Below are 13,700 nucleotides of genomic sequence, written 5' to 3'. Positions count from 1 at the left end.
GAGCGAGCTTGCTCGCGATGACGGCGGCACATTCAACATCGATGCAAGCTGCCCTACCGCTATCGCGAGCAAGCTCGCTCCCACAGGGATCAACGGCGACTTAAATCTCGGGACCATCCAAAAACCAATGTGGGAGCGAGCTTGCTCGCGATGACGGCGGCACATTCAACATCGATGCAAGCTGCCCTACCGCTATCGCGAGCAAGCTCGCTCCCACAGGAGGCCTGCGGTGGATAGGAGATTTTGCAGTGCCCACAAAAAACCCGGCCATTGGCCGGGTTTCTGTTCAACCGATCATTGCATCCACGGCGGCGGTGGTTCTTCGGTCTTGCCGGGTGGGGCATCGTCGGCGGCGCGGACGGCCTGACGGCGTTCCTCATCCAGGCGGGCGGCCTCGATTTCACGCATGATCCCGCCGACATCCGCCAGTTCTTCCGGCTCGTCGAACTCGCCAGTCAGCACGCTGGCGGGGTGCAGGGTGCCAGCTTCGTACAGCGCCCACATTTCCTTCGCGTACTTGGTGCGCTTGAGTTCCGGGGCAAACCGGCCGAAGTAGGAGGCCATGTTGCCCACGTCCCGCTCCAGCATGCTGAAGGCATGGTTGTTACCCGCGGCATCCACGGCTTGCGGCAGGTCGATGATCACTGGCCCCGTCGGCGTCAGCAGCACGTTGAACTCCGACAGGTCACCGTGCACCAGACCAGTACACAGCATCAACACGATCTGGGAAATCAGAAAGGCGTGATATTCACGGGCCTGGTCCGGCTCCAGCACCACATCGTTCAGGCGCGGCGCCGCATCGCCGTACTCGTCGGCCACCAGCTCCATCAGCAGCACGCCTTCAAGGAAGTCGTACGGCTTGGGCACGCGCACACCCGCGCCTGCCAGGCGGAACAGTGCCGCCACTTCGGCATTCTGCCAGGCGTCCTCGGTTTCCTTGCGCCCGAACTTCGAGCCCTTGGCCATGGCCCGGGCCTGACGGCTGTTGCGCACCTTACGGCCTTCCTGATACTCGGCCGCCTGACGAAAACTTCGCTTGTTCGCCTCCTTGTAGACCTTCGCGCAACGTAGCTCGTTGCCGCAGCGCACCACATAAACAGCTGCTTCTTTACCACTCATGAGTGGGCGCAGCACCTCGTCGACCAGACCGTCCTCGATCAGGGGTTCAATGCGTTTTGGAGTCTTCATCAGCTTTTATTGTGGGTCCTTTATTACCAAACACGCGAATGACAGTCGTTATACGGCAATCCTTCCTCCACGGGGAGGGGTTGCCGACCTATGAACCTGTGATGCACACAATGTGCCGGATCAATCGACGGCGCCGAATCATAGCCGAGACCAGACCTGGCGTTGGCAACTGAATACCCAGGTATTTGCGACAAGAGCTGACAGGCATGTCTACCGACAACTCAATGCTTGAACAACTCCCCCGGCGTATACCCGAACATCCCCTTGAACGCGGCAATGAATGCGGACGTTGAATCATACCCACACGACAACGCGGCGCTGGTGACGCTGTCCCCTTTCTCCAACGAGCCCAGGGACGACAACAAGCGCATGCGCTGGCGCCAGGCACGAAAGCTCAGGCCGGTCTCACGCTGGAACAGACGCATCAGGGTTTTTTCCGACGTGCCCAGACGTTCAGACCAGGCTTGCAAGGTGACGTTCTGTTCAGGCTGCTCGATCAATTCGTTACACAGCGCCAGCAAGCGGGCATGTCGCGGCAGCGGCAGGGAAAACCCCACTTCCGGCAACGTCGCCAACTGGTCCAGCAGCACCTGCACCAGCCGTTCTTCCTGGGTATCGCCTTGGGGATAATCGACCGGCAGCTGACAGAACACCTTGATCAACTCACGGGCCAGTGGCGTGACTTCCAGCACCCGACAGCGCTCATCGGCCCAGGGGCAGGCATGACGATGGACATACAGGCTGCGCATTTCCGCCCGGGTGGAGGTCACCACCTGATGTTCCAGGTCGGCCGGGATCCAGATGCCCCGTTGTGGCGGGGCGAAGAAACTGCCGGCGGCGGTGTGTACGCCGAGGACCCCGCTGATGGCGTAGGAAAACTGCACCCAGTCATGACGATGGGCTTGCGTCCAGGAACCGGCACTCAAGCTTTCGACACGGGCGTACAGCGGCCTCGGCAATTGCGCCAGGTCGGGGATACGTCGTTCCAGCTGCTGGTGTCCGTTAGGCGGCATTGATTGGCCTTATGTCGCAAGACGACTGAATAGGGGCGACGTTAGGCTAAGTCGACTTTTCTTACAACATGCGGTGCCCTATGCATATCTTCAGACACCTCAAACGCATGGTGACCGACTGGTTCCTGTGCGGCATGGTGCTCGCCACGCTGCTGGCGTACTTCTTTCCCACCTTTGGTGCCACGGGCGGTGCCATGCATGCCGAATGGGTGGTCAACATCGGTATCTTCGTGGTGTTCTTCCTGCACGGGGTCAACCTGTCCGGCGAGCAGATCCGCCATGGCCTGAAGAACATCCGGCTGCACGTGATGGTGCAGGCTTTCACCTTTGGCGTATTTCCTTTGCTCTGGCTGCTCAGCAACTGGCTGCTGGGCAGCCATGTGCCGGCGCTGCTGATGCTGGGGTTCTTCTACCTGTGCGCCCTGCCCTCGACGATTTCTTCCTCGGTGGCCCTGACTGGCAGTGCGAAAGGTAACGTGCCGGCGGCGATTCTCAACGCGAGCCTGTCCAGCGTGCTGGGCATTTTCCTGACACCGTTGCTGGTCAGTTTCGTGGTCGGCAGCGGCGCTGGTGGCATCGACCTGGGTTCAACCTTGCTCGACCTGTGCATGATGTTGCTGCTGCCGCTGGTGCTGGGGCAGTTCCTGCGGCGTTGGCTGGCCGGTTTTTTCGGTCGGTACAAACGCTACACCAGCGTCATCGACAAGCTGGTGATCCTGCTGCTGGTCTACGCGGCCTTCTGCAACTCGATGGTGTCCGGCATCTGGCGCCAGCAAGGCAACGGCGTGTTGCTCAGCGCAGTGGTGGGCAGTGCTGTGCTGCTGGCAATCATCCTGTGGGCGACCACCCGCACCGCCCGCGCCCTGAAATTCAACAGCGCCGATGAAGTCGCCGCGGTGTTCTGCGCCAGCAAGAAATCCCTCGCCGCCGGGGTACCGATGGCGGCGTTGATTTTCGGCAACCATCCCGGCCTGGGGCTGATTCTGTTGCCGATCATGATCTACCACCCGCTGCAGTTGATCGTCTGCTCGATCCTGGCCGAGCGCTACGCCAGCCAGCACAAGGCACTGGCCTCCCGCCAGGAGGGCCCCCTCGTCAACGTTCGATAATCGCCGTCACACCCTGGCCGGCGGCGGCGCAGATGGAAATCAAACCGCGACCTCGCCCGGCGGCATCCAGCAACTTGGCGAGGTTGGCGACAATGCGCCCGCCCGTGGCGGCAAACGGATGCCCGGCGGCCAGGGAACTGCCCTTCACGTTCAACCGACTGCGATCGATGGACCCCAGCGGTGCATCTAGGCCCAGACGGGCCTTGCAATAGTCCGGGTCTTCCCAGGCCTTCAGCGTGCACAACACTTGGGCGGCGAACGCTTCGTGGATCTCGAAATAATCGAAGTCCTGCAAGCTCAGGCCGTTGCGCGCCAGCAATCGCGGCACGGCGTAGACCGGGGCCATCAGCAGCCCTTCGGCGCCATTGACGAAATCCACCGCCGCCGTTTCACCGTCGCGCAGGTACGCCAGGATCGGCAGGCCCCGGGCCTTGGCCCACTCTTCGCTGCCCAGCAGTACCAACGAGGCGCCGTCGGTCAGTGGCGTGGAGTTGCCCGCCGTCAGCGTGCCCTTGGCACTTTTTTCGAACGCCGGCTTGAGGGAGGCGAGTTTCTCCAGGGTCAGGTCCGGGCGCAGGTTATTGTCCCGGGTCAGGCCGAGAAACGGTGTCATCAAGTCGTTCTGCCAACCTTCGGCGTAGGACGCGGCCATTTTCTGATGGCTTTCCAGGGCCAACTGGTCTTGGGCCTCCCGGGGGATCTGCCAGGTCTGGGCCATCAATTCGCAGTGCTCGCCCATGCTCAGGCCGGTACGCGGCTCGTTGATGCGTGGCAAGTCCGGCATCAGGTGCTGGGGGCGCAATTGCAGGAATATTTTGATTTTTTCAGCGGTGGTCTTGGCGCGATTGGCTTGCAGCAAGATCCTGCGCAACCCTTCATTGACCCCGATTGGCGCATCCGACGTGGTGTCGACGCCGCCGGCAATGGCGCTGTCGATCTGGCCCAGGGCGATCTTGTTGGCCACCAGCAGCACTGTTTCCAGCCCGGTGCCACAGGCCTGTTGGACGTCATAGGCCGGCGTGGTGGGCGACAGCCGCGAACCGAGCACGCATTCACGGGTCAGGTTCATATCCCGGGAAAACTTGAGCACGGCGCCAGCGGCCACTTCACCGATGTGCAGGCCATGCAAGTTGTAGCGCTCGATCAGCCCCTCGAGGGCAGCTGTCAACATCGCCTGGTTGCTGGCGGTGGCATAGGGCCCGTTGGAGCGAGCGAAGGGAATGCGGTTACCACCGATGATCGCGACGCGGCGTGGTTGTGTCATGAAGAACTCCCCTGTAGGTCTAATACACTAAGAAAAACTCAACCACCCCCTGTGGGAGCCGAGCTTGCTCGCGATGAACGATGATGCGATCGCCCTGAAAAACCGCAGTGCCTGCATCGCGAGCAAGCTCGCTCCCACAGGAATACGGTGCTCGGGACAAAGCGCTTCAGCTCAAGCTTAGGCTTTATCTCGCCGATCGAACGACTGATCGCCAATCATGGTCCACACTTGGAACCTCATCAGCCGGAGTGTGTTCCATGTCTGACCGTTATATCGACTTCGCCAATTCGCCCATTGGTCGACGCATGGTCGGGTCCCTCGGCCTGCCATCGCCGGTACGCCTGGAGCGCTGGCAGGCCGGGCGGCTGCGGCCGATCGAAGGCGCACTGCTGCTGGGCGGCGGGCCGTTGACCGAACAGATCGGCACGTTCGCCAAGCGCCTGACCGACACCATTTTCATCTACGGCGGCGAACCGACCGTGGCCACCGAGTGGATCCCCGGCCACGGCCCGAAAATCAAGGCAGTGGTGTACGACGCCAGCCATTTGGTGCAGACCGACCAGCTCAAGCAACTGCGGGAATTTTTCCAGCCGCTGATGAAGAACCTCGACCACAGCGCCCATGTCGTCATCCTGGGGCGCGCGCCGCAAAGCCTTGGCGATCCGTTCGCCGCCAGTGCCCAGCGGGCGTTGGAAGGTTTCAGCCGTTCCCTGGCCAAAGAGCTGCGCCACGGCGGGACGCTGCAACTGCTGTATGTCGGCGACGGTGCCGAAGCCCAGTTGGAAGGTGCGCTGCGGTTTTTCCTGTCGCCCAAGAGTGCCTTCATTTCCGGGCAGGTCATTCGCCTCGACGCCTGTGGCACCCAGGTCCAGGACTGGACCCGACCGCTCACGGGGCTCAAGGCGCTGGTCACTGGCGCGGCCCGCGGGATCGGCGCCTCCATCGCCGAAACCCTGGCCCGCGATGGCGCCGACGTGATCCTGCTGGACGTCCCCCAGGCCAAGACCGACCTCGACGCCCTGGCGGCACGCTTGAGCGGGCGCAGCGTCACGCTGGATATCTGCGCCGAAGATGCCGCCGCCCAGTTGATCGAGCACCTGCCCGACGGCGTCGATATCGTGGTGCACAACGCCGGCATCACCCGGGACAAGACCCTCGCCAACATGACCCCGGAATTCTGGGACGCCGTGTTGGCCGTCAACCTCAACGCCCCGCAAGTGCTGACCAAGGCCCTGCTCGACAGCGGCACCCTGCGCGACAATGGCCGGGTCGTTCTGCTGGCCTCCATCAGCGGCATTGCCGGCAACCGTGGGCAGACCAACTATGCGGCGAGCAAGGCCGGGCTGATTGGCCTGGCCCAGGCCTGGGCGCCGCTGCTGCAACCCCGGGGCATCAGCATCAACGCCGTGGCGCCGGGGTTCATTGAAACCCGCATGACCGCCGAAATCCCCTTCGCCTTGCGCGAGGCCGGGCGGCGCATGAGTTCCCTCGGCCAGGGCGGCCTGCCTCAAGACGTCGCCGAAGCCGTGGCCTGGCTCGCGCAGCCGGGCACGGGCGCCGTGACCGGGCAAGCCCTGCGGGTATGCGGGCAAAGCCTTTTGGGAGCATGACCATGACGATCCAATGGCATGAGGTCAGCAGCCCGCCATCCATGTCCGGGCTCTATACAAAAGCGGCAACGCGGCGCAAGGTCACCGGAACGACCTTGCCCGAGGAAGGCCTGCGCCAGGTGCTTCAGGTCGACCCGCAACGGCTGGCGGCCTATCGCAAAGTGTGCGGTTTCGTCGATAACGGACTGCTGCCGCCGACTTATCCCCACGTCCTGGCGTTTGCCCTGCAGATGCAATTGCTCACGGGGCGGGACTTTCCCTTTCCGCTGCTGGGGCTGATCCACTTGAGCAACCGCATTCGCGTATTGCGGCCTATGGGCGGGGTCGGCCAGGTGCGGGCCAGCGTCCATGTCGAGAACCTGCAAGCCCACCCCAAAGGCGCGGTATTCGACCTGGTGACCCGCCTCGATGATCAGTTGGGGCCATTGTGGGAGGCCCGCAGCCAGATGCTGTGCAAAGGCGTCCAGCTTGACGGCGCGCTCGTGGACGAACCCCCTCAGGCCAGCCTGCCATTGATTGAAGTCGCGCATTGGACCGCACCGGCTGACATCGGCCGGCAATACGCCAAGGTTTCCGGTGACTACAACCCGATTCACCTGAGCGGCATCAGCGCCAGGCTGTTCGGCTTCCCCACCGCCATCGCCCATGGCCTGTGGAACAAGGCCAGGACCCTGGCGGCGCTGGATGACCATTTGCCCGAGGCCAACATCGAGATCGAGGTGACCTTCAAGAAACCGGTGCGCCTGCCCAGCGAAGTGACCCTGCTGTCCAGCGCGGCAGGCTCCAGTGGGCAACTGCAACTGCTGGGGACCGGGGCGCTGGAGCACATGGTGGGAGAGTGGCGGCCGGTGACCTGAGCAGGTCGATGGCATTCACCGCCCCCCCGTAGGAGCGAGCTTGCTCGCGATGGCGGTGGCTCAGTCTCCACCCATCTTGAATTCGCCGTGGTCAGCGCGGCGGATAGTTGGACAGAATCCGCCCCACCGTCTCGCGCACGGCGGTGTTGCGGTCGGCCGGGTTGGGGGAGTTGCTGAGCAGTTGTTCATCACTGCCACGCCACACCAGCTTGCCGTCCTTGCCGTCCAGCAGGTCGATCTGCACGGTGGCGACTTTGTAGCTGATGTTGCGGGTTTCGTTGTACATCGGCCCACCCCAGTAGCCATTCCACGGGCCACCCCAACCGCCGCCGTAGTGAGTGGTGACCTGCTGCTGGCGATCCTCGACGATCAAATAGGCCTGGACCAGCACATCGCCGCGCCCGCCCGCCGCAGCCGGGCGCAAGCCGCGCTGCTCGAGTTGATCGGCCACCGCCTGGCGGATCCGCTGTTCGGTCAGGTCGCTCTTGATGCGTGGGTCATCGGGGCGATACTGCAGCGCCGGGTCTTTCCAGCTCCAACTGCGATACGCCGCAAAGTCACGGCTGGTGTCGAAGTCATGGTTGACTTGGTTAGAGGCACAAGCCCCCAGCAACAGGGTGAAGGCCAATAGAGCAAGACGGCGAAACATGGTTATTCTCCGTTGCGTAATCAACTTGGGGGATACGCCGACATGGCTTTTTCCACCGCCTCGCGAATGGCATCGCTGCGTTCGCTCTGGCTGCCCCGCTGGCCCGTCTCGGCGCTGGCGCTCCACACCGGCTGACCGGTGCGAGCATCGAACAGGTCCACCCGAACCACCACGACTTGCTCCTGATACGTGCGCACCATCGGCATCGGATGGTACACGCCATAACCCGGACCGTAGCGGTCATACCGGTTATAGCCGCCGTAATAGCCGGCATCATAATCATCCCGGACCTGGCGCACGCGGGTCTCCAGGCGCAGGTCGGCGCTGACGAACAGGTCGGCGGACCGGTTGTCATGCAGCGGCCGCAGGCCACGCTGGTCGAGGGCATTGCTAACCGCTTCGGCCACCTGGGCCGAATCCGCCCAGGCAGTGCCCGGCGGCGGGCGCCCGTCGCGCCAGGCCCAGCTGCGATAGCGCCCGTAATCACGAGGCGCTGCCGGGTAGGCGCTGCGGTCGAACACCGTGGCAGCCTCCGGTGGCGCTGGCGGCAACGGATTGGAGGTGGCGACATAGGGGTTGCTGCCCTGACAGGCCACCAGCCCCAGGCACAGCACCAACAACCCTGAACGACCTTTCATTTCGCGCTCCAATTGCACTTGCGGATCAGAGGGGACGGCAGATCCAGTGCAGATAACGTCCCAACCCGGCAAACGCCGGATGGCGACGGTGGGCCAGTTCCATTTCCAGTAACTGCGCAAGTTCCACGCGGCCCTGGAACTCCACCGGCATGTAGTCATGGAAAACCCGCACGCCACTCTGGCTTTCGACCTGCCACAGGCCTTCAAGTTGCGTCGCCAAATCTCGCGGATCAAGGGGTTGTTGCGGGGTCAGGCTCTGTTTTTCGCCGGCCATGTCATTTTTGCGCAACTTGCGGAAATGCCCCTTGAGCAGATTGCGATAGACCAGCGCGTCGCGGTTGTAGAACGCCAGGGACAGCCAACCGCCAGGCGCCGTCAGTTGATGCAGCACCGGCAGGATCGCGTGGGGCTCGGCCAGCCACTCCAGCACCGCGTGACACAGCACCAGATCGTAAGGCTCGGTCAGTTGGCCAAGCAGGTCCTGCCACGGTGCCTGGATAAACGTGGCCTGTTGGCCGGCCTCGGCAAAGCGCTGGCGGGCGCCTTCGAGCATGGGCTCGGCCGGCTCGGCCAGGGTCACTTGGTGACCGCGCTCGGCCAGCCACAACGACATGTGGCCCAGGCCTGCGCCGATGTCCAGCACACGCAACGGACGCTGCGGCAAGGTTTCCAGCAGATCGGCCTGAAGCACCGCCAAGCGGATCGCCCCCTTGGCCCCGCCGTAGATTTTTTCCGCGAAACGCGTGGCGAGCTGATCGAAATGACGGTCGCTCATTGGCCGAACCGCCGTTCGCTGTCGGCCAGTTTGTTGCGCACCACGGCGTCCATGTCCAGGCCCAGCTCGCTGCAAAGCAACAACAAGTACAACACGATGTCACCAACTTCCTGCCCGGCGTGGGCCAGTTTGTCCGCTGGCAACTGGCGCGACTGGTCCTCGGTCAGCCACTGGAAAATCTCCACCAGTTCGGCCATTTCCACACTGGCGGCCATGGCGAGGTTTTTCGGGCTGTGGAATTGCCGCCAATCGTTATGGTCACGAATGGCATGCAGGCGTGCGGTCAGTTCAACAAGGTTCATCGGGTTCTCCTGAATGCGCATAGCTTCAGGGGGATGACCGGGGAAGGCAAGAGTCTCGGTGCGAAGCGACGGTTTGCCCCATAATCGAACCAACTCGGCCGCAACAGCTCCTACAATCAGGAGCCAACGGCTCAGCTCGGATTCCCTCCCATCAGGATGCACATATGCAGGTAGAAAGCTTTTTCGAATGGCTCGGCCAAGCGCTCGGTTCGGTAATCCGTTTCATCGTCGACCTGCTCAGCGGCCTCTTCAACACCCTGGCCAACGCCGGCGGCAACTTCGTCGATGGGCTGTCACGTACCTTGGGCATGGACACTTCGATCATCAGCATCATCGCGCTGATCCTCGGGCTGATGCTGCTGTACTCGGCCATCCGCGCCTTCATGCGGGCCTCGATCGTCATGGGCATCATCTGGCTGGTGCTGGGGTTGTGGTTGTTGAGTTGGATCATTCACTAAAGCACCCAGCGATCCCAAGCCGAACACAACCTTGTGGCGAGGGGATTTATCCCCGCTGGGCTGCGCAGCAGCCCCTTGAAGGTTGGATTCAATGAATCTGACACACTGCAGTGTCTGGTTTTGGGGCTGCTTCGCAGCCCAGCGGGGATAAATCCCCTCGCCACAATGAGTCCGAATACCCTAGGGAACGATCCTCCCTAGAACCCGCTACAATCGCGCTCCATCAAGGAGCCCGCATGTCCAACCTGATCACCGACTGGCGCGACCGCCTGACCCATCGCCGGGTCTGGGCACTGGCTGCGCCGATGATTCTCTCGAACATCTCCGTGCCACTGGTGGCGTTGGTGGACAGCACCGTCATCGGCCATTTGCCCCATGCCCATCAGTTGGGCGCCGTAGCGGTCGGGGCGAGTTTGTACACGGTGTTGGCGTGGGCCATGGGTTTCTTGCGCATGGGCACCACCGGGTTCGCCGCCCAGGCTGCCGGGCGAGGTGACGGGGCGGCGTTGCGGCAAGTGTTGTGGCAAGGACTGCTGCTGGCGATGGGGCTGGCGCTGCTGCTCGGTGCCGTCGGCGTGCCGTTGAGCGACGTGGCGTTGCATTTCATGCAGCCGTCCGCCGAGCTCAACCAGTTGACCCGCGACTTCTTCCACACCCGGCTCTTCGGCTTGCCGGCGGCGCTGGCCAGCTATGCGCTGGTGGGCTGGTTCCTCGGCGCCCAGAATGCCCGGGCGCCGTTGGCGATCCTGTTGGCGACCAACCTGGTCAACATCGCCCTGAATCTTTGGTTCGTGATCGGCCTGGACTGGGGCGTGAGCGGTTCGGCCCGAGCGTCGGTGATTGCCGAGTGGACCGGAGCGCTGGTCGGCCTGGTCCTGGCTCGCAGGACACTGCGGGCCTGGCCCGGACAGATGGCCTGGGCGGCTCTGGGCGTGTGGCAGAACTGGCGTCCGCTGTTGGCGGTGAACCGGGACATCTTCATTCGCAGCCTGGCACTGCAAGCGGTGTTTTTCCTGATCACGGTGCAAGGCGCGCGCCTGGGGGACGCCACCGTGGCGGCCAATGCCTTGCTACTCAACGGCCTGCTGCTGACCGCCCATGCCCTGGACGGCCTGGCCCACGCTGTGGAAGCGCTGTGCGGCCATGCCATTGGCGCCCGCGACCGCCTGGCCCTGCGTCGCTCGCTGGTGGTGGCCGGCGGCTGGTCGCTGATTGCAAGCCTCGGCTTTGCCCTGCTGTTTCTGCTCGCCGGCCACTTATTCATCGACATGCAAACCGATATCCCCGACGTGCGCGCCACCGCTTACGACTACCTGCCCTACCTGGCGACCTTGCCGCTGATCGCGGTCTGGAGCTACTTGCTCGACGGCCTGTTCATCGGTGCCACCCGCGCCCGGGAAATGCGCAACGGCATGCTCTTGACCCTCCTGCTCGTGTCGCCCATCGCCTGGATGCTGCTGGGCTTGGGCAACCATGGGCTGTGGATCACCTTCCTGCTGTTCATGGCCCTGCGCAGCCTGACCCTCGGTGCGTTCGCCTGGCACTTGCAGCGGCGCGACCGCTGGCTCGGCGCGCCGCCCCCATGACCTTCAATCCTGGCGGCCCTGCCACCGCCGTCGCAGGTGATCGAGCCGCTCGCGCTGCGAACCACCCTCCGGCCCCGGGACGGGCCGGGCATCGGGGTATTGCAGGCGTAGCCACAGCCAGTCATCGAGCACCGTCCGCTCGGTGAATCCCAACGCCAGCCCCTGCTGCAAATCCTCCCACAGCCGACGGTAATCACGCCCGGTGGAGCGGCACCATTGCCACGCGTGGCGCTCCAACAGACATCGTTGCAACTGGCCCTGCTGTCGGTCGCTGAGGCCGTGCTCTTTCTCCAACGCCGCCACCGGCAGTCCCGGGTTGGACAGTTGTTGCCAGCCCTGGCTACCGATCGCCCGGTCGGCCCACGTGCCACCGAACCAGCGCGCCAGGCTGATCGGGCCGAGCCAGCAACTGAGCTCATGGGAGTCGCAACCGTCGAAGAAATAGCTTGCGGTGTGCGGGTTGTAGTAATTCAACAGGGCTTTGTGATGCAGGCCCAGTGTCACCGTCAGCATGCGCCGCAGATGCGTGAGCAATTGCACGACGGGCTTAGGGCTGGCCAACAACAACCCCGGCCAGGCGCGCGGGTCCAGGTGACAAAGGCTGACCAGCGCGGGTGATTGGCGCAGCTCCACCAACAGCGGGCCGTGCTCGCGCAGCCCATGCAACTCGGTGCCTTCGAACAGGGCAAAACGCCGGGCCTCGGCGAACTGCGCATGCACCAGCCGTACCGCCTCAGGCGCACTCGGTGCGTCCAGCAGCAACCACTGCGGCGTTGATCCAGGCACGGCCGCGCTCATCGAGCAACGCCCGCGCCGCGCCCCATGAGCATACGGCAGGTGCACAGCGGTTGAGCGCAGGGGCTGAAAGGCCCGCCTTCGGGCAACAGGCACAACAAGACCAGCGGCTCGGCCTCCCGCATCGCCGACAACAGCACCGGATCGACAACCGACCGCCCAAGTGTTTCGCCTGAGGATGACTCATCCACGACCGCTGCCGAGGCAGGCGTATTCAGAAAGGCACTGATCAGCGGCCGATCCGGATCACCTTCCATAAAGCTCACCAGCACCTCGGTACCGTCACACAGCGCGGCCACCCCGCCGGCTGCCAGTTCCGGCGCCAAGGGCAGCCAGCAATGACTGGGGCTGGAACCTTCGCCCTGGTAGACCCAGTCAAATTCCACCGCCACGCGCCCCGCTCCCAGCTCCGGCGGCTCATCCACCGCCACGACCCAGCCACGTTGCCGGCTCACCATGCGCGGTTTGGCCGGGACGCTGTCCGGCACGAACAGAACGCCTCGGGGAATGGCCTTGAAATGGTTGCCATACACACCCGCCTGGGCGCGATGCTCGATCTTCGTCAACAGCCAGCGCCGGTTCCAACCGGCAAACGGATGGTCCGTCAACGTCAGCACCTGGCCACTGCGCAGGTTCGTCAGTTCGCTGCGCCCTTGGGCGACCTGCTGCCCCGACACATCGGTGTGCACGCTGAAGGTCCGCACCGCGGCAGGCGGCCCGTCGTCCACGTAGACCGCCTTGCCGGCGGGGGGAAAACTGTGGGGATTGTCGGCGAACACCAGGCAATGCCCGTCCCGCGTGTGTTCGAAATGAAAGTGGATACCCGCCCGGGCGCACACGCGCTGGAGGAACTGCAGGTCCGATTCCCGATACTGGGTACAGAAATCCTGCGGTGGATAATCGCCGCTCAGGTCCAGGCACAGGCGGCGGCCGCTGATGCCATGGGCCTTGAGCACCTGGCGAATGATCTGCGGCACCGAGCGGGCACTGAACACCCGCTGGCTGAAGCGCTGCGCCAGATAAGCCAGCTTCGGCCCGATACGCACCCGGCAACCGGCGCCATGACGGTGTTGGACCAACTCATGGAGCTGCCCATGAATGCCCCGGCCCGGGGGCCCGAAACTCAACCAGACGCTGCGGTACAGCAGGCTCCCCAAGTCCAGCTTCGCATCGTGCAACAGGAGCTCCACTTCATAGACAAAGGGTTCGCTAATGGCTTCGCTACCCGTGAAGGCCACCACGTCAACAGGCTCGGGCAGACCGGCTATCTCCAGACGAAATGCTGGCTCGCAGGCTGGATCGGACATCGGCGTTTCTCTACAGGAGGGGCGGCCGGGGATTCTCGCCGACCGCCATGGCCGAGTAGAGGGGCCAAGTACAGGTTAGGAAAGGGACTACACGAAATAAGGACATCACCGATTAAATGCATCGGTGTGAAGAAATAGCCGTGGCGTAA

General features: G+C 63.5%; 14 protein-coding genes. 5 read left to right on the top strand and 9 right to left on the bottom strand.

The features are described 5' to 3' along the window. Window positions 1-294 precede the first annotated feature (294 nt). The gene (locus AB7M32_RS07940; RefSeq protein ID WP_454249585.1) at window positions 295-1,188 is read right to left on the bottom strand and encodes a PA4780 family RIO1-like protein kinase; all 894 of its coding nucleotides are present in this window, start codon (window positions 1,186-1,188) and stop codon (window positions 295-297) included. 221 nt (window positions 1,189-1,409) lie between these two features. Then, entirely contained in the window at window positions 1,410-2,201 is a 792-nt protein-coding gene (locus AB7M32_RS07935; RefSeq protein ID WP_092205106.1) for an AraC family transcriptional regulator, read from the bottom strand. An 80-nt stretch (window positions 2,202-2,281) separates the two neighbouring features. Between AB7M32_RS07935 and AB7M32_RS07930 the strand changes: the two genes are divergently transcribed. Beyond that, window positions 2,282-3,310, top strand: a complete 1,029-nt coding sequence (locus AB7M32_RS07930) for a bile acid:sodium symporter family protein (protein ID WP_454249584.1) — start codon at window positions 2,282-2,284, stop codon at window positions 3,308-3,310. On the opposite strand, the gene AB7M32_RS07925 is transcribed toward AB7M32_RS07930, so the two are convergent. Next, the gene (locus tag AB7M32_RS07925; RefSeq protein WP_454249583.1) at window positions 3,297-4,574 is read right to left on the bottom strand and encodes an acetyl-CoA C-acetyltransferase; all 1,278 of its coding nucleotides are present in this window, start codon (window positions 4,572-4,574) and stop codon (window positions 3,297-3,299) included. The two genes, AB7M32_RS07930 and AB7M32_RS07925, sit on opposite strands and share 14 nt — an antisense overlap. Before the next feature lie 257 nt (window positions 4,575-4,831). Between AB7M32_RS07925 and AB7M32_RS07920 the strand changes: the two genes are divergently transcribed. Both AB7M32_RS07920 and AB7M32_RS07915 read left to right on the top strand, forming a co-directional pair. After that, entirely contained in the window at window positions 4,832-6,184 is a 1,353-nt protein-coding gene (locus AB7M32_RS07920; RefSeq protein WP_454249582.1) for a 3-oxoacyl-ACP reductase, read from the top strand. 2 nt (window positions 6,185-6,186) lie between these two features. After that, window positions 6,187-7,041 carry a MaoC family dehydratase gene (locus AB7M32_RS07915; RefSeq protein WP_454249581.1) on the top strand — a complete coding sequence of 285 codons (855 nt, stop codon included), beginning with the start codon at window positions 6,187-6,189 and terminating at the stop codon, window positions 7,039-7,041. A 91-nt stretch (window positions 7,042-7,132) separates the two neighbouring features. On the opposite strand, the gene AB7M32_RS07910 is transcribed toward AB7M32_RS07915, so the two are convergent. Genes AB7M32_RS07910 through AB7M32_RS07895 form a run of 4 tightly spaced genes read right to left on the bottom strand, consistent with a single transcriptional unit; the run spans window position 7,133 to window position 9,405 of the window. Next, window positions 7,133-7,690: a DUF4136 domain-containing protein gene (locus AB7M32_RS07910; protein WP_454249580.1), complete on the bottom strand. Its 558-nt coding sequence runs from the start codon at window positions 7,688-7,690 to the stop codon at window positions 7,133-7,135. Between the two features lie 20 nt (window positions 7,691-7,710). Beyond that, window positions 7,711-8,328, bottom strand: a complete 618-nt coding sequence (locus AB7M32_RS07905; RefSeq protein WP_454249579.1) for a DUF4136 domain-containing protein — start codon at window positions 8,326-8,328, stop codon at window positions 7,711-7,713. Window positions 8,329-8,353: 25 nt separating this feature from the next. Then, window positions 8,354-9,103: a methyltransferase gene (locus tag AB7M32_RS07900; protein WP_454249578.1), complete on the bottom strand. Its 750-nt coding sequence runs from the start codon at window positions 9,101-9,103 to the stop codon at window positions 8,354-8,356. Continuing rightward, window positions 9,100-9,405 (bottom strand): MazG-like family protein, encoded by a 306-nt coding sequence (locus tag AB7M32_RS07895; RefSeq protein WP_454249577.1) that lies wholly within the window; start codon window positions 9,403-9,405, stop codon window positions 9,100-9,102. The genes AB7M32_RS07900 and AB7M32_RS07895 overlap by 4 nt, the downstream gene beginning before the upstream one ends. 164 nt (window positions 9,406-9,569) lie before the next feature. Here AB7M32_RS07895 and AB7M32_RS07890 point away from each other — a divergent pair, with 164 nt between their 5' ends. Then, window positions 9,570-9,863, top strand: coding sequence for a hypothetical protein (locus AB7M32_RS07890; protein ID WP_003197447.1), 294 nt, complete (start codon window positions 9,570-9,572; stop codon window positions 9,861-9,863). Between the two features lie 236 nt (window positions 9,864-10,099). Continuing rightward, on the top strand, window positions 10,100-11,449 hold the full coding sequence (locus AB7M32_RS07885; protein ID WP_454249576.1) for an MATE family efflux transporter: 1,350 nt from the start codon (window positions 10,100-10,102) through the stop codon (window positions 11,447-11,449). Between the two features lie 3 nt (window positions 11,450-11,452). Here the strand turns inward: AB7M32_RS07885 and AB7M32_RS07880 are convergent, their stop codons facing one another. Together AB7M32_RS07880 and AB7M32_RS07875 are read right to left on the bottom strand one after the other, a co-directional pair. Continuing rightward, window positions 11,453-12,247, bottom strand: coding sequence for a DUF4123 domain-containing protein (locus AB7M32_RS07880; RefSeq protein WP_454249575.1), 795 nt, complete (start codon window positions 12,245-12,247; stop codon window positions 11,453-11,455). Beyond that, window positions 12,244-13,551: a type VI secretion system Vgr family protein gene (locus AB7M32_RS07875; protein WP_454249574.1), complete on the bottom strand. Its 1,308-nt coding sequence runs from the start codon at window positions 13,549-13,551 to the stop codon at window positions 12,244-12,246. Before AB7M32_RS07875 ends, AB7M32_RS07880 begins: the two co-directional genes overlap by 4 nt. Window positions 13,552-13,700: the final 149 nt, after the last annotated feature.

It is taken from the genome of Pseudomonas sp. R151218B TE3479 (genome assembly GCF_053629195.1).
This window is presented reverse-complemented; position numbering and strand designations above follow the sequence as displayed.

Bases quoted from the DNA above. Each gene is read 5' to 3' on its own strand.
- AB7M32_RS07940 (WP_454249585.1), bottom strand. From the start codon at position 1,188: ATGAAGACTCCAAAACGCATTGAACCCCTGATCGAGGACGGTCTGGTC.
- AB7M32_RS07935 (WP_092205106.1), bottom strand. From the start codon at position 2,201: ATGCCGCCTAACGGACACCAGCAGCTGGAACGACGTATCCCCGACCTG.
- AB7M32_RS07930 (WP_454249584.1), top strand. From the start codon at position 2,282: ATGCATATCTTCAGACACCTCAAACGCATGGTGACCGACTGGTTCCTG.
- AB7M32_RS07925 (WP_454249583.1), bottom strand. From the start codon at position 4,574: ATGACACAACCACGCCGCGTCGCGATCATCGGTGGTAACCGCATTCCC.
- AB7M32_RS07920 (WP_454249582.1), top strand. From the start codon at position 4,832: ATGTCTGACCGTTATATCGACTTCGCCAATTCGCCCATTGGTCGACGC.
- AB7M32_RS07915 (WP_454249581.1), top strand. From the start codon at position 6,187: ATGACGATCCAATGGCATGAGGTCAGCAGCCCGCCATCCATGTCCGGG.
- AB7M32_RS07910 (WP_454249580.1), bottom strand. From the start codon at position 7,690: ATGTTTCGCCGTCTTGCTCTATTGGCCTTCACCCTGTTGCTGGGGGCT.
- AB7M32_RS07905 (WP_454249579.1), bottom strand. From the start codon at position 8,328: ATGAAAGGTCGTTCAGGGTTGTTGGTGCTGTGCCTGGGGCTGGTGGCC.
- AB7M32_RS07900 (WP_454249578.1), bottom strand. From the start codon at position 9,103: ATGAGCGACCGTCATTTCGATCAGCTCGCCACGCGTTTCGCGGAAAAA.
- AB7M32_RS07895 (WP_454249577.1), bottom strand. From the start codon at position 9,405: ATGAACCTTGTTGAACTGACCGCACGCCTGCATGCCATTCGTGACCAT.
- AB7M32_RS07890 (WP_003197447.1), top strand. From the start codon at position 9,570: ATGCAGGTAGAAAGCTTTTTCGAATGGCTCGGCCAAGCGCTCGGTTCG.
- AB7M32_RS07885 (WP_454249576.1), top strand. From the start codon at position 10,100: ATGTCCAACCTGATCACCGACTGGCGCGACCGCCTGACCCATCGCCGG.
- AB7M32_RS07880 (WP_454249575.1), bottom strand. From the start codon at position 12,247: ATGAGCGCGGCCGTGCCTGGATCAACGCCGCAGTGGTTGCTGCTGGAC.
- AB7M32_RS07875 (WP_454249574.1), bottom strand. From the start codon at position 13,551: ATGTCCGATCCAGCCTGCGAGCCAGCATTTCGTCTGGAGATAGCCGGT.